This window comes from Bifidobacterium asteroides, assembly GCF_009683175.1.
Taxonomy (GTDB): domain Bacteria; phylum Actinomycetota; class Actinomycetes; order Actinomycetales; family Bifidobacteriaceae; genus Bombiscardovia; species Bombiscardovia asteroides_H.
Map to the genome: position 1 here is coordinate 92,554 of NZ_WKKW01000006.1, position 15,153 is coordinate 107,706.

Here is a 15,153-nt window from a genome sequence, read left to right on the forward strand (position 1 = left end):
CTCATTCCGCCTGCTTTGAGTTCCGCCAACACTGGATCAGGCTGTCATAGTCATTGCGCGATGATAGGGTTGTATCACTGTACAAAGACGCAGAAACGGATGACATGTACCGTCTGTTGGGGAGACAGTCGGCAGAGTTCTTGGGAGGCTCTGTAAATGGAGTTATCGAACATTCCCCACTGTACTTCGCACGAGTAAGGCCGGGTTCCCATCACTGCAATCCGGCGAACTGGCGGCTGTGCCCATCCCAACCGAGCACGGTCGCCATCTACTTTTAAACGGCGGAAAGATACCCGTCGTGCGCTCGGGCATGTCCGCGAACTCCAGGCCAGCCGGCTGATACCAGGAGTATCGGCGGCAGCCACCGTCGTCAGTCCAGATCTCAGGGCAGTCGTTGACCAGCCAGTCCGACGGAGTGGCATGGGTGCCCCCGGTTGAGGCCAGGGCCAAGGCCTACCTGAACTGGCTTTCCTGGTCGGCGGCCAGGCTCCGGTTGTAGAAGTGCCAGCCGTCCGGGCTGGGCGATGTCCTGGCGGATGTAGTCCAGGTCCTGCGAGCGCCGTCTCCCTGTCGGTTTCGGTGGTCAGTGTAATCCAGTCCAGCCCTTCCAGGCTAAAGCTGGCTGGGTTCATGATTCAGTGCTCTTTCATCCCTGCGGTATGACTGATGGCGGTGGGTCAGACCCGGACCAGGTCAATCAGGCAGACGGTATCGGGCTGGCAGCGAGGTATGCGGATGCCCACGCGCTCCGAATAGGTACCGGTGATCTCGGCGGTGCCCAGCGGATCCGTCGGATCCAAGTGCTCCAGGGATGCCCTGGGCTTGGCGGGGCCGGTCCAGGCCAGCCGATACCGGGCCTTGGGGTCCAGGTCGGGAATACGTAGATAAACACCACGATTATGCAGGGGTTCGTCCAACTGGACGTGGGCCAGGATGGCACGGCTGCGGCCGGGGGACATTACGCCATGAGCCAGGACCGAAAGGAGTGGTCTGGGTCGGAGGATTGGTCAGGATGTAGCAGGATAGAGCGTAATCATTCCATATTGTCGAGCCGATCATGATGACGACGGTCACCGCTTGCACCACGAAGGCGGCGGACTGTGTAGACCGTGGATAGCATCAGCAATTTTCCATCAACGTAATTCAGAGGCTTACACCAGAAAAGGCACCGACATCATCGCCACAAAGGCATTGACGTCAGCGCCTTCTCAGAATCTGTTCAGGCTCAGACCCAGGGTCAGGCTCCGATTAGATCCAGCATTTCAGGAACGGACTTCTTGCCGAACTCCACGGTCTCCTGGCCGTCCTTGCGGATGACGATGCAGGGGACGCTCATGACCTGGTACTGGTCCTTCAGCTCGGGGAAGTGGGCCAGATCGTAGGCCTCGGCGCGCACCTTGCCGTTCTGGGCCGCCACCCGCTGGGCGGACAGGACCGTGGTCGGGCACATGGTGCAGGTCAGGGAGACCAGCATCATCACGTCCACCTGGTCCTTGATGGCATCGATACGGTCCGAGGTGGGCTGATCCACCTGCTGGCCGGGGCCCGCCGCATTGTAGAGGGCCAGGACGAAGGAGTTGAACTCGTGGCCGCTGGGCACGCCGTGGAAGGCCAGCCCGGTCGGCTGGGAGACACCCTGGTCATCCACGCGGCAGATGCGCACGCTGGGCCGGGCATCGGGCAGGTCGCCGGCGGGATCGTAGTCCTTGCCGTCTTCCTCCGTGCGGGAGTCGACCCTGGAGGTCAGCTTGCCATCGGAGAGCCCTACCAGCTCGTCCACGAAGGCTTCCAGCTCCTTGGAGACCTGGCTGCCGTCCAGATCCAGGGCCAACTCCAGCTTTCCGGTCATCTTGCCGAAGACCATGTCCAGCTGCTTGCGGATGTCCGGCCCGAAGAAGCCGGAGGTCTTGGCCGGGGCCTGGTCGTGCTCCTGGGCCACAGGTGCGGGCGAGGTGCCTGAGGCCAGTGCGGAGTTCTCGGCCTGCCGCTCGGAGCGGGCGTAGGGGGAATCCTCGGGCCGCGGCGGCACCAGGCCGGTCTTGTCCGACATGTTGGAGGCGTAGCGCTCCAGCTCCACGGCGGCCACAGCCCCATCGGCGGTGGCGGTGATGACCTGCCGCAGGTTCTTGACCCGCAGATCCCCGGCGGCGTAGATGCCGGGCACCGAGGTCTCCAGGTAGCCGTGGGTCAGCACGTAGCCGTGGTCGTCCAGATCCACCACGCCCTTGAGCATGCCGGTCTGGGGCACGTAGCCAGCGAAGACGAAGACGCCGAAGGTGCCGCCGTCCTGGGGCTTCCAGGTGGTGGTCTGCCCGCTCTTGCGGTCCAAAATGGTGGCCTCGACCAGCCCGCCGGGGCCAGCGGAGACCCCCTTGAGCTCGGTGGAGTAGTGAATCTCAATCTTGTCGTTGTCCCGGGCCTCGTCAGCCACGGCGGCATCGCAGGTGAAGTCCTCCTCGCGCACCAGCAGGGTCACCTTGGTGGCGTACTTGGTCAGGAAGACGGATTCCTCAGCTGCCGCGAACCCGCCGCCGACCACCAGGACCTCACGCCCGGTGAAGAATTCGCCGTCGCAGGTGGCGCAGTAGGCCACACCGCGGCCCGCGTACTCCTGCTCGCCCTGGAAGCCTATCTTGCGGGGGCTGGCGCCGGTGGCGATCAGGATGCCGAAGGTGCGCAGGTCGCCCCGGGAGGTGTGGACCACCTTGATGTCGCCCTGGGCTTCGATACCCGTGGCCTCGGCGCTCATGAACTCGGCTCCGAAGTTCTGGGCCTGCTGGCGCATGGTCTCGGTCAGCTTGCGGCCGTCGGTGCTGGCCACGCCCGGATAGTTGACCACGTCGGCCGTGATGGTGATCTGGCCGCCGAAGTCGTCCTTCTCCAGGATCAAAGTGCGATACCGCGCCCGGGCCAGGTAGAGTCCTGCGCTCAGGCCTGCAGGGCCGCCGCCGATGACGACCACGTCATAAAGATTCTTGTCTTCCGTCATGAATGCCTCTTCCGAAGGAATGCACGGATGTGCTGTTTTGGATGCTGGTCGTGAATACAGAAAAGGGAACCCGCCCTGGTCGCTTCCGATCGGCGAGTTCCCGATGTTGGCAGCTGCGGATCAGAGCTGGCCGACCAGATCCAGGCTGGGCTCGATGGTGTCCTCACCGGGCTCCCACTTGGCAGGGCAGACCTGATCGCCGTGCTCGTAGACGAACTGGGAGGCCTGGACGCGGCGCAGCAGCTCGTCGGCGTTGCGGCCCACGTTGGAGGAGATGACCTCGTAGGCCACAACCTTGCCCTCAGGAGTCAGAATGAAGTCGCCACGCTCGGCCTTGCCCTCGGCCTCGTTGTAGGTCTGCAGGTCCTTGGCCAGGGTTGCGGTCGGATCGGCCAGCATGGGGTACTGGACCTTGGCGATCTTCTCGTTGGCCTCGTGCCAGGCCTTGTGGACGAACTCGGTGTCGCAGGAGACGGAGTAGATCTCGCAGCCGATCTTCTTGAAGTCCTCGTACTTGCTGGCCAGATCCTCCAGCTCGGTGGGGCAGACGAAGCTGAAGTCCGCAGGGTAGAAGAAGAGCAGGGACCAGTGGCCCAGCAGATTCTTCTTGGAGACCGGGAAGGTCTTGTTATCCTGGTAGGCCTGCGTGGTGAACTCAGTCAATTCGTGCTGAAGCTGTGACATGAAAAATCCTTTCGGGAGCGTTGGGAATGTCGGCTTGAAGCCGAACCTGCTTCCGTGTTTCATGCTAGTCAGGTAGCGCTATATGGGGAAGACGGAGGTTCACCGCTGGGGTGTGACATAGGGCACATGGGGCGTCCATACCCTAGCATTGAAGGCATGGCATTATGGCTGAACATCCTGCTCATTCTCTTCTTCCTCCTGCTCGGTTCCGTCTTCTCGGGGACTGAACTGGCGCTGGTCTCCCTGCGAGGCTCGCAGCTGGAGCAGATGGAGCAGCAGGACGCGCGCGGCGCCCGGGTGGCCCGCATCGCCCGCGATCCCAACACCTTTCTTTCCGCCGTGCAGATCGGCGTGACGCTGACCGGCTTCCTCTCGGCCTCCTTCGGCGCATCATCCATCGCCCCCTACGTGGTGCCCGTCCTGACCGGGTGGGGCGTACACGAGGGTCTGGCCAGCACCCTGACCACGGTGATTCTGACTCTGATCATCTCCTACTGCTCCATCGTCATCTCCGAGCTGGTGCCCAAGCGGATCGCCATGCAGCGCACCGAGGCCATCGCCAGGGCCGTCGTTCCGGCCATCGACGTCTTCACCACCTTGTGCAGGCCGCTGATCTGGCTGATCGGCAAGAACACCGACCTCATCGTGCGCATCCTGGGCTTCGACCCCCAGCAGACCGACACCGAGGTCAGCGACGACGAGCTGCGGATGCTGGTCTCCTCCAACACCAACCTGAGCAAGGACGAGCGGATGATCCTGGGCGACGTCTTCGATGCCTCCGAGACCAGCGTGGCCGAGGTCATGCGCCCCAGGGCCGACGTGGTCTTCATCGCCGGGGACATGCCGCTGCAGGAGGCGGTCGAATTCGTGCACGACGAGCCCTACTCGCGCTACCCGGTGACCGGACGCGACTTCGACGACGTGCTGGGCTTCGTCCATGTGCGCGACCTGATGGACGTGCGCAATCCCCAGGCCAAGACCGTGGCCGAAGTGACCAGGCCCGGCATCGCCCTGCCAGGCACCTCCAAGCTCCTGCCCAGCCTGGAGAAGCTGCGCAAGAAGGGCATCCACCTGGCCGTAGTCATCGACGAGTACGGGGGCACCGACGGCATCGTCACCCTGGAGGACATGACCGAGGAGCTGGTGGGCGACATCCGCGACGAGTACGACCTGCCAGAGGAGCAGAACCCGGCCCACCCCCAGGCGACCGCTTTTGTCAATGGGGTTGCCACGGTCGACGGCGGCATGACCATCGAAGACTTCGCCGACCTGACCGGGATCGAGCTGGAGGATGGCCCCTACGAGACCCTGGCCGGCTACTTCCTGGCCCAGACCGGGCGGATGGGGCAGGTGGGCGACGTGGTCCACTCCGACGACGGATATGACATGGTGGTGACCAAGGTGGACGGGCGGCGCATCGAGACCATCGAGGTCAGGCGGCGCCAGGAGGCCGAGGACCAGGCTGGCGATGATGACGACAATGGAGACGACGCTACGACCGGAGCCTAGCTATCGTCCAACCGAATCCCAGCTGGCAGTCGGCCGGGGACCGTCCCACGCCAGTCAAGAAAATATGACTGTCAGCGTAGCAGATGGTCCGTGAATGATTTCACTGGTTGATTCCCGCAAAATCCAAGCGTTTCTTTGCCTTTTCCTCTAGTCTGGAGATACAAGGTCGGGCTGACCCGACCGCAGGCATAATTTCATATTTAAGGAGCGATTATGGCATTGAACTTTACCGTACCGGGACTCGACGAAGCAACCAGCGAGAAGGTCATCGCCATCCTGCAGAGCCGTCTGAGCCAGGAACAGGAGACTGCCCTGATCCTCAAGCACGCCCATTGGAACATGAAGGGCAAGGAATTCATCGGCATCCACGAGATGATGGACCCCGAGGTCGATTCGGTGCTGAACATGGCAGACGAGACCGCTGAGCGCATCGCGACCCTGGGCGGCTCCCCCGCCGGACGGCCCGACGACATCATGAAGAACCGCGACTGGGATGGCATCACCATGACCGGGCGCCAGGATGCCCTGGACTACCTGAAGGCCCTGGACACCTACTACACCACCTTCATCAAGCGCGACCGCGAGGCCATCGAGAAGCTGGACGACCTGGACATCGTCAGCTCCAACATCCTGCAGGACCATGTGCAGGAGCTGGAGCACTTCCAGTGGTTCATGCGCAGCCACCTGTTCTGAGTTACTGAGTTCTCGGTTTCTGAGCTCTAAGAGCTCATCGCCGCCCCCGATAGGCGGTATGCCAGCGGCCCTGCATCGTAAAAGGTGCGGAGCCGCTGGCATTTTCTCTTACCGAGATAGACTGTTGGACTTCAGGATAGAATTGGCACTTGGGAGACGGCCGGGCGCCGCCTCATGCCGGGAAGACTGGTCGGCCATGGAAGACCGAACCCTACCCGCCCGACCAGGAGCATCATGCCACCCACGCCCACATTCCCAGCCTCTCAAATCAATCCACGGTGTCAGAATTGTGACGATTCGAATTCGCAGCAGAATTCCAAACCTTTTGATCCCAGGCAGTCAGACCCCCGACCTACGGATTCCAAGCCATCGAATGCCCAGCCATCAAATCCGCAGCGTGGGCGGGGTGGATCTGACAGGGACCGGCACAACCGACTCCACCCTTCAAACTTCTTCGCCGCCCTGTCATCCTTAGCTGAAAATGATCGGATCACCGGGCTATTCATGATGGCCTGCGCCCTGGCCGGGCTGATCCTGGCCAATCTGCCAGAGAGCGGGCCGGGGCTGAACGCTCTTGCCGCTTGGATTCCTCTGGACCTGCCCGGTGGACTGAACCTGTCCCTGAAGGATTGGATACAGGACGGGCTGCTGACCATATTCTTCCTGACCATGGGCCTTGACCTGCGCCAGGAGGCTGCCACGGGCACTCTGCGCGACCACAGGCAGGTCCTGCTGCCCATGTTGGCCGCTCTGGGCGGTGTGGCCGTTCCGATTCTGATCTACTGCCTGTTCAACCTGGGCTTCCCCGCCGGTTTGCGTGGCTGGGCTGTCCCAACGGCCACCGATGTGGCCTTCTCCCTGGCGGCTCTGCAACTGCTCCTGCCCAAGGCCGGGCCCGCCCTGCAGGCCTTTTTGATGACTCTGGCCATCTTCGACGACCTGATCGGCGTCTTGCTGATCGCCCTGGGTTACTCCAGCTTGGGGCAACCGAGCTGGCTGCTTGTCTGCCTGGCCGGCCTAGTGGTCTGGGCCCTGCTGATCCGAGCGGTGAGCCGTTCCGCTCAGATTTGGCGACCCCTGACACCTCTCTGCTTGTTGGGCGCCCTTGGGGGCGGTCTACTGGCCTGGTACAGCCTCTTCAAGGCCGGAATCCACCCTGTGCTGGCAGGAGTTGCGATGGGGCTATTGACTCCTGTCGCCAGGTCGAAGGCGGCTGAACCGGAAGCAACAGAAGCGGAAGGGTCTTCGGCCAGTGCCGCGCCGAATTTAACTGAGCCGACCGAGCATAGGCCAACCGATACAAAACCATCCGGTACCGAGCCGACCGAGACCCATCCACCAGGGACCAGTCAAGCTAATACCAAACCAGCTGGGTTTGAACCAACTGGGATTGAGCCAAACCGCAACCCGACGCCATCACCGGCTGAACGGCTGGACCACTTCCTGACCCCTTTGAGCGCCCTGGTGGTCCTGCCCGTGTTCGCCTTTTTCTCGCTGTCCATATCCCTGGATCAGCTGGGACCCGGACTGCTGACGGACCGGGTCTTTTGGGGCGCCACGCTAGGACTGGCCTTGGGCAAGCCCTTGGGGATCCTGACCATGCTGGTCCTGGCAGGTCATCTGGGACTGCGACGACCTGCCGGCTCCACGACCGGGAACTTGATCGGCCTCTGCCAGCTCTGCGGGATCGGCTTCACCATGTCCTTCCTGATCGCCAACCTGGCTTTCGCCGGATCCCCACACCTGGAGTCAGCCTTGCTGGGCGTGCTGGCAGGGTCGGTCCTGTCCGTGCTCGTCGTGGCTGTGGGCACCATCCCCGGTCGGCTACAATCCGCCAGGCACACATAGGCTTCGCTGCCAAGACCCAACCTCCGCCAGACCCGGTTCCTGCCAGAATTAACCTGCCGAACTCAGTTTTTGACAGAATCAGTTTTTACCAGGATCGGTCCCTTACCAGACTTAGCTGCGGCGGTAGAGCTTGGTGTATGAGCCTTCGGCACGAGGACGGACCACAATCTGGTCGATGTCCACAGTGTCTGGCTGCTCCAGGGCCCAGGTGACACATCCGGCGATGTCGTCGGCGGTCAGCGGATCAGGCACTCCGGCATAGACCGCATCAGCCCGGTCACTATCGCCGCCAAACCGCTTCAGGGAGAATTCGTCGGTGTGGACCAGGCCCGGGGCAATGTCGACCACGCGCACTGGCTCGCCGATCAGTTCCAGCCGTAGAATGCGGGCCATGACCCGTTCTGCCGCCTTGGAGGCGCAGTATCCGCCGCCGCCCTCGTAGGGCTCAATGCCTGCCGTGGAGGAGATGACCAGAACCGTGCCCTCCGACTCTTTCAGGGCCGGAAGCAGCTTCTGGATGACCCGCAGAGTCCCGATGACGTTCAGCTCGTACATGCCGCGCCAATCGTCCAGGCTGGAGGTAGCCACCGGATCCTTGCCGAAGGCCGCACCGGCACAGTTGACCAGAGCCTTGACCGGTCCACCCTTGAGCACAGCATTAACGGCCGCCTGGGTGGAGTCCTCGTCGGTCACATCGCAGACCTCATAGGTGAAATTCTGACCCAGCTGGACGGCCAGAGCCTTGAGCTTGTCCTCGCGCCGGGCCAGGCCGACCACTTTCCAGCCCTTGTCCACCAAGGCCCGCGCACTCGCCTGCCCGATGCCACTGGAGGCGCCGGTCACCACAGCACGCTTGATTGTCTTCTTGGATTCCGTCATCTCATCTACTCCTTCATGATTGATTGCCCCGGATCGGCTCCACACGCACCTCCGAGTCGCAGGGAGCCTGCCTAACTGCAGCAGGATCGCCCCTCTTCCTCAACGCTAGCGCACCAGCATGGGTTGCGGCAGTCTTCCTTTGGTCTTGAATGACAAATGTGGTGCATTACACCAGACTTGAGTAGGGCCAGAACGAATCAATGGCAGATTAGTTGAGTCTGAATAGGTCAAAGCCAGATCGGGCTGAATCAGACTGCATAGTCAGGTTAGATCATGATAGACAGGACGATCAAAAACCAATCCAGCTTCGTGCCAGATGGCCCAGGAGGGGTTCGGTCACGAAATCTTCAGCACGGATGATGCCGCGGGTTCGTAATTTACAAGCTCCCAGTCCACAAGTGCCGGACTCATGAGGAGTGTACGACTCCAAGAGTCATGAATCTAGAAGTCATGGATCTCGAAGTCATGACTTCAGACGTCTAAGCTTCGTGGGTCACAAAGCCAGATAGCGGTTGAGCCGACGACGGCGCTCAGTCCAGTCAGGCATATAGCGATCCATCCGCGCGCGGAAGCCGGGACCATGACCGTGCTCGTAGAGGTGAGTAAGCTCGTGAACCAGCACATACTCCAGCAGGTCGGGATCCAGCCAAGCCAGGTCGGTGTTGAGCCGGATGCTGGCAGTGGCTGGGGTGCAGGAGCCCCAGCGCGTTTTCATCTTCCGCAGACTGATGCGCTCAGGCCGACGGCCCACCACAGGGACCCACCGATCCAGCAGAGTCGGCAGCCTCTCCCGGAGAATTCTCTTGGCTTCGGCCTCGGACCGGCCCGGCGACAGCCGACCATCGGTTCCGGGTTGGGCGTAGACATCGCGCGAGCGGGCCAGACGTTCTCTAGTGGTTGCGATCCAGCGGCGCTTGCCGTCGATAAAGAGGCGAATCCGGTCATCGCTCAAGGCCAGAGGCGCCGTCACTTCCAGATGGCCGTCAGGCGGTTTGACCCGCAGATAGACGTTGGCGATCCGCTTCCTGATGACCAGAACCGTCTCACCACCGACCTCCAGCTGCTCCGACCGGACTGGTTCCGCACGCCGTTTCCGCCTCATAACCACCATTCTTCCGCCAAGACGCGACGCGACGCCGCCGAGATTGACTTGAGGGGACACTATGGTAAGCTATCCATTTGTGTGATTCTTCGGTCACACTGCATGGGCCTGTAGCTCAGCTGGTTAGAGCGCATCCCTGATAAGGATGAGGTCGGAGGTTCAAGTCCTCCCAGGCCCACGCATTCTTGCGTGGTTGAAGTTCTTTTCATATTTATGGGGCTATGGCGCAGCTGGTAGCGCATCTGCTTTGCAAGCAGAGGGTCGCCGGTTCGAATCCGGCTAGCTCCACAGGTAGAGAGTGTTGGACTAATCTTCTTCAGGAACAAGTTTGAGCTTGTTTATAGATTAAAGAGCGCAATGTAGGCACTCCTTTTCCGTTCTTATGGCCTAGAAGGCCTAAATTTGCCGTTTTAAGCTATTTTCAGCCCTTGGGCGCGAACGTCTCGTCATGCTGCCGCAGTCCGAGGCAACCGTAGGCACAGGGTTAAAGCGCTCCGCCGTCGCCGTGGACGGCCATGGCCAAGCAGCCAGAACTGTACGTGCGATGTGCGCCAAGGCGAGAACACCCGCCGGTCTGCCGTTCGAGCGGGTAAATCTGAAGTAGAACAAGACTGAGATGAGATACTCATTAGCTACTTGTTAGATAATGAGTATCTGATGCAAGGCGGTAAAGAGGAGGCTGCATATGGCCAAGAAGCAGGATATAGCGGCTATGCTCGACCCATTCGAGGCTGATGCCGCCAAGAAGCACAGTTGGGAAGAAGCCGACGCGTTCGCTGGAACCACCGCGTGCGAAACGCGTGCCACATCACTGGTGTCCATGACGAAAAGCAGCAAGGAGCGCCTGACAGCTGCCGCGAAGGCTACGGGCTGAGCCTAAGCGCGTTCTTCAGTCTGGCGGCTGACGAGTACATCACGAACCATGAGTGGTAAGCAGGGAGGGAAACAGACAGATGGCACACGTCTCCGAATACGATGCCGAAAACCTATTCATCGACAGGCTCGAGAAGATCGGTTATGAGTTTGTTCAGATGTATAACTACGACGACGTCGTGGCGAATTTTCGCAAGCAGCTCGCGGCGTTCAATGCCGAGAAGCTGACCGAGGCGAAGGGCAAGGCAACGTTCTCAGATGCTGAGTTCGAACGTGTGATGATTCATGTCAACAACCACAGCGTCTACGAGTCTGCGAAAATCATTCGCGATAAGTACGTGCTAACGCTGGATAACGGGAAGACAGTGTATTTGGCTTTCTTCAGCTCCGACATCGACCGGAACATCTATCAGGTGACGCATCAGGTAACGATGGACAAGGCACACAAGGACGATGTCGTCTATAAGAACCGCTACGATGTGACGATTCTCATCAACGGCCTGCCAACGGTGCAAATCGAGCTGAAGCGCCCCGGTGTCGAAATTAACGAGGCGATCAACCAGATTAACCGCTATCGCAAGTTCTCGTTCAAGGGACTGTTTCATTATTTACAGCTGTTCGTGGTGTCGAATTCCGTGCAGACAAAGTACTTCTGCAACGAGAACGAGATGGACGGCGGCTCCTACAATCCGATTCTGAAGAGCCTCGTGTTCTTCTGGACGGACGACAAAAACACGCGAATCAACAAATTGGACGAATTCACGGCAGAGTTCCTGCGCCGCTCGACGCTTACGGAGATGCTCGACAAGTACATGGTCGTCAAGACCACTGAACCTATCCTGATGGTCATGCGCCCGTATCAGATTTACGCGGTGAAGGCCGCGAAGCGCCGCGTGCTGGATTCCAACAAGAATGGCTATGTCTTCGCGTGCACGGGCTCGGGCAAGACGCTGACTTCGTTTAAGCTAGCCCAGCTTCTGCGTGACGAGCCGAGGGTGGACAAGGTCATCTTCCTAATTGACCGCAAGGATCTGGACGACCAGACCGTGGACGAGTACAACTCGTTTGAGAAAGACTGCGTGGACGGCTCCGATTCCACCGCCGTACTGGTCAGGCAGCTGAAGCAGGACGACCATAAGCTCATTGTGACGACGATTCAGAAGATGGCGAACGCCATCAGGAACAAACGATATGAGTCGCTGATGGATTCGTACCGTGACAAGAAGGTTGTGTTTATCATCGACGAGTGCCATCGCAGCCAGTTTGGCAAGATGCACGGAGACATCGAGCGCCATTTCAACAATGCGAACTATATCGGCTTTACAGGCACGCCCATTTTTGAGGCGAATCGCGGCAGGGATGGCAAGACGACCGCGGATGTGTTCTACGCTGGGCCCAAGCTAGATGCCTGCCTGCATCGCTACATGATTAAAGACGCGATTGCGGACGGAAACGTTTTGCGCTTCTCGGTCGAGTACCAACGTACGATTTTCGCCAAGCATATTGCCGCGAATGGCATCGATCCCGAGCAGCTGGGCGACCCTGATTATTGCCGACGCCACAACCTCGATTTGGAGTCGCTGTATCACAACGATGAGCGTATCCACTTGGTGGCCGAGGACATCTTTGAGCATCACGAGCAGCATGCCCACCCGCAGGGCAAGGACGTATACACGGCGCTGTTCGCGGTGGACACCATCAAGACGCTAGGCAAGTACTACGACGCGTTCAAGGCGCTGAATGAGATGAGAGATGACGACAAACGGTATCGCGTGGCCGCCATCTTCACGTATCAGCCCAACGGCGACATGGACGAGGGCGGCGACGAGCACTCGCAGGAGCTGCTGGAGCGCTGCATGAATGACTACAACGCGATGTTCGGCACGGCATTCGGTCTGGATTCCTTCGATGCATACCGCAAGGACATCACGCGCCGCATGAAGCAGAAGGATCTGCCGCAGGTGGACATCCTGCTGGTGGTCAATATGATGCTGACGGGATTCGACGCGAAGCCGTTGAACACTCTTTATTTGGACAAGAACCTCATCTGGCACACCCTGGTGCAGGCGTACAGCCGTACGAACCGAGTTGACAAGGTGACGAAGCAGTTCGGACAGATTGTTTCCTACCGCAATATCAAGCGTGCGCAGGACGATGCTCTGCGGCTGTTCTCCGGTGACGGCGACCCGAACGAGTATCTGCTCGAAAGCTATGAGTATTACATGAACAAGTGGATGAATCAGGTGCCCGTCCTCCGCAAGATCGCACAGACCGTGGACGACGCGGGGCAGCTTCAAAGCGAGGATGACATCCGCCAGTTCATTCTCGCATTCCGCTCGCTTTCGGGCACACTAGCGACGCTGAAGACATTCGGCAAGTTCGAGTGGGCGGATTTAGCTGTGGCTCTCGGCGAGGAGGAATACGAGGGCTTTAAAAGCTGGTATTTGTATTATTACGACGAGTCAAAGAAACGCAACCCGAAGGTCCCCGTGCCCGTCGACGTGGATTTCGACGTGGAGCTGGTCCGCACCGACCGTATCAACGTGATGTACATCCTGAGCTTGCTGAAGTCGGCGCACAAAGCCCGCAAAAGCGAAGCGAACCTCAATCGCGACATCGACCTTGTTATGCGGGAGATCGAACGTTCGGACAACGACGCCCTACGCGCGAAGAAGGACATCATGGAGTCGTTCATCCGAACGCGCTTCTACGACTTGCCGGAAGACGCCGACGTTCAGCAGGCTTACGAGCAGTTCGAGTGTGAGAGCCTTAAGGCCGAAATCGAGACGTTCGCCCATGAAAACGGTCTTGAGGCGAAGGACGTACAGGACATCTTCTCGGAGTACACCTTCGACGGGAACTTCTCTGAGGAGGCCGTCCGCAAGAAGCTAACCGCATATCATTTAAGACTTCTGGAGATCACGACGATGACAAATATCATCAAGAGGTTCGTCATCGACACCTACAACCGCTATAGAGCGGAGGGAGAGTAAGCGGGATGATTGATTCCACAAAGTATCAGGCGCAGGCGAACGAGCTGTCCCAGAAGCTCTGGGCCATCGCGAACGATTTGCGTGGAAACATGGATTCCACCAAGTTCCGTAACTACATCCTCGGGACGATTTTCTACAGCTACCTGTCGGAGCGCACCGAGGACTATATGCAGGAAATCCTGAAGGAGGACGGCCTGAGCTACGAGCAGGCGTTCGCCAATGCGGACTACCGCCCTATCGTCGAGCAGTGGTCCATCGAGCATCTGGGCTACATCATCAAGCCCGGGAACCTGTTCCGCGAGCTGGTCCGCAAGATCGTCCGTCCCGAGAACGACGCCGACAAGTTCAGCGTCGAGGATTACGAGCGTGCAGTGAACGAGCTGACGGGCTCCACGATGGGCCAGGCGTCCGAGGCGGCATTCTCCGGCCTGTTCAACGATATGAAGCTGCAGGACCCCGATCTGGGCGATACCGTGGCTGACCGCACGGCGCTCATCGCGAAGGTCATCGTGAAGATCAGCGAAATCGATTTCAAGCTGTCCGAATCGCAGTTCGACGTGCTGGGCACGGCATACATGATCCTCATTGGGCTGTTCGCCTCGGACGCCGGCAAAAAGAGCGGCGAGTTCTTCACACCAACGGGACCGTCGAAGCTGGTGGCGACGTTGGCGACCGTCGGCTTGGACGAGGCGAAAACGGTGGGCGACTGCACGTGCGGCTCGGCGTCCATGCTGCTCGAGGTGCAGAAGCACCTCACGACGGGACGCGTTGGGCACTTCTACGGGCAAGAGAACAACGCCACCACGTACAACCTCGCGCGCATGAACATGCTGATGCACGGCGTGGATTACCAGAACTTCGACATCTATAAGGGCGATACGCTGCGCGAGGACAAGTACGGCGATGTGAAGATGACGGTGCAGGTCTGCAACCCGCCGTACTCGCTGAAGTACGACGGCAACCCCGCCTTGCTGGATGATCCAAGGTATTCGGGCGCGGGCAAGCTGCCGCCGAAGTCCCACGCCGACTACGCCTTCGTCGAGCACATGATCTATCACATGGACGATGACGACGGGCGCGTGGCCGTCCTGCTGCCCCATGGCGTACTGTTCCGCGGCGGTGCCGAGGCGATCATCCGCAAGTACATTGTTCGCGACCTGAACCGTCTCGACGCCGTGATCGGCCTCGCGCCGAACCTGTTCCACGGCACGAGTATCCCCGTGTGCCTGCTGGTGCTGAAGTCCAAGCGCAACGGCAACAGCGGCAACGTGCTGTTCATCGACGCGAGCAAAGAATTTACGCCCGGCAAGAACCAGAACACGCTTGAGGACGAGCACATCAAGAAGATCGTGGACGCCTACGTGAAGCGCGAGGACGTCGAGAAGTTCGCCCACGTGGCGGATATGGCCGAGATCGAGGCGAACGACTGGAACCTCAACATCCCGCGTTACGTGGATACGTACGAGGAAGAGGAGCCCGTCGATCTCGAGGCCGTACGAGATGACATCAAGCGTATCGAGGGCGAGAAGAAGGCCGCCGTCGACAAAGCGGAGTCGATGCTGCGCCAGCTGGGGCTGTGAGAG

The 15,153-nt window shown here is 59.9% G+C and carries 11 protein-coding genes and 2 tRNA genes; 8 read left to right on the forward strand and 5 right to left on the reverse strand.

Annotation, left to right across the window (positions count from 1 at the left end; translation table 11 throughout):
• Nucleotides 1-677: 677 nt before the first annotated feature.
• From GKC41_RS08105 to GKC41_RS08115, 3 genes are all read right to left on the reverse strand, one after another.
• On the reverse strand, nucleotides 678-959 hold the full coding sequence (locus GKC41_RS08105; protein ID WP_195760216.1) for a hypothetical protein: 282 nt from the start codon (nucleotides 957-959) through the stop codon (nucleotides 678-680).
• A 278-nt stretch (nucleotides 960-1,237) separates the two neighbouring features.
• Nucleotides 1,238-2,989, reverse strand: coding sequence for an FAD-dependent oxidoreductase (locus GKC41_RS08110; protein WP_154313750.1), 1,752 nt, complete (start codon nucleotides 2,987-2,989; stop codon nucleotides 1,238-1,240).
• 120 nt (nucleotides 2,990-3,109) lie between these two features.
• Nucleotides 3,110-3,673, reverse strand: coding sequence for a redoxin domain-containing protein (locus GKC41_RS08115; protein ID WP_154313752.1), 564 nt, complete (start codon nucleotides 3,671-3,673; stop codon nucleotides 3,110-3,112).
• Nucleotides 3,674-3,829: 156 nt separating this feature from the next.
• On the opposite strand from GKC41_RS08115, the gene GKC41_RS08120 reads away from it, so the two are divergent.
• The 3 genes from GKC41_RS08120 to GKC41_RS08130 all read left to right on the forward strand — a co-directional run bounded on the left by GKC41_RS08120 (nucleotide 3,830) and on the right by GKC41_RS08130 (nucleotide 7,723).
• The gene (locus GKC41_RS08120; RefSeq protein WP_154313753.1) at nucleotides 3,830-5,182 is read left to right on the forward strand and encodes a hemolysin family protein; all 1,353 of its coding nucleotides are present in this window, start codon (nucleotides 3,830-3,832) and stop codon (nucleotides 5,180-5,182) included.
• Between the two features lie 213 nt (nucleotides 5,183-5,395).
• Entirely contained in the window at nucleotides 5,396-5,875 is a 480-nt protein-coding gene (locus tag GKC41_RS08125; RefSeq protein ID WP_144178623.1) for a Dps family protein, read from the forward strand.
• Nucleotides 5,876-6,109: 234 nt separating this feature from the next.
• On the forward strand, nucleotides 6,110-7,723 hold the full coding sequence (locus GKC41_RS08130; protein ID WP_267872863.1) for a Na+/H+ antiporter NhaA: 1,614 nt from the start codon (nucleotides 6,110-6,112) through the stop codon (nucleotides 7,721-7,723).
• Nucleotides 7,724-7,834: 111 nt separating this feature from the next.
• Here the strand turns inward: GKC41_RS08130 and GKC41_RS08135 are convergent, their stop codons facing one another.
• Nucleotides 7,835-8,602: an SDR family oxidoreductase gene (locus GKC41_RS08135; RefSeq protein WP_154313756.1), complete on the reverse strand. Its 768-nt coding sequence runs from the start codon at nucleotides 8,600-8,602 to the stop codon at nucleotides 7,835-7,837.
• 493 nt (nucleotides 8,603-9,095) lie between these two features.
• Nucleotides 9,096-9,704 carry a M48 family metallopeptidase gene (locus tag GKC41_RS08140; RefSeq protein ID WP_195760218.1) on the reverse strand — a complete coding sequence of 203 codons (609 nt, stop codon included), beginning with the start codon at nucleotides 9,702-9,704 and terminating at the stop codon, nucleotides 9,096-9,098.
• Nucleotides 9,705-9,808: 104 nt separating this feature from the next.
• Here GKC41_RS08140 and GKC41_RS08145 point away from each other — a divergent pair.
• From GKC41_RS08145 to GKC41_RS08165, 5 genes are all read left to right on the forward strand, one after another.
• Nucleotides 9,809-9,882, forward strand: a tRNA-Ile gene (locus GKC41_RS08145).
• A 37-nt stretch (nucleotides 9,883-9,919) separates the two neighbouring features.
• A tRNA-Ala gene (locus tag GKC41_RS08150) sits at nucleotides 9,920-9,992 on the forward strand.
• Between the two features lie 397 nt (nucleotides 9,993-10,389).
• Nucleotides 10,390-10,578 (forward strand): hypothetical protein, encoded by a 189-nt coding sequence (locus tag GKC41_RS08155; protein WP_198206378.1) that lies wholly within the window; start codon nucleotides 10,390-10,392, stop codon nucleotides 10,576-10,578.
• A 79-nt stretch (nucleotides 10,579-10,657) separates the two neighbouring features.
• Complete coding sequence (locus tag GKC41_RS08160; protein ID WP_154313758.1) at nucleotides 10,658-13,570, forward strand: type I restriction endonuclease subunit R; 2,913 nt, start codon at nucleotides 10,658-10,660, stop codon at nucleotides 13,568-13,570.
• A 5-nt stretch (nucleotides 13,571-13,575) separates the two neighbouring features.
• The gene (locus GKC41_RS08165; protein ID WP_154313759.1) at nucleotides 13,576-15,150 is read left to right on the forward strand and encodes a type I restriction-modification system subunit M; all 1,575 of its coding nucleotides are present in this window, start codon (nucleotides 13,576-13,578) and stop codon (nucleotides 15,148-15,150) included.
• Nucleotides 15,151-15,153: the final 3 nt, after the last annotated feature.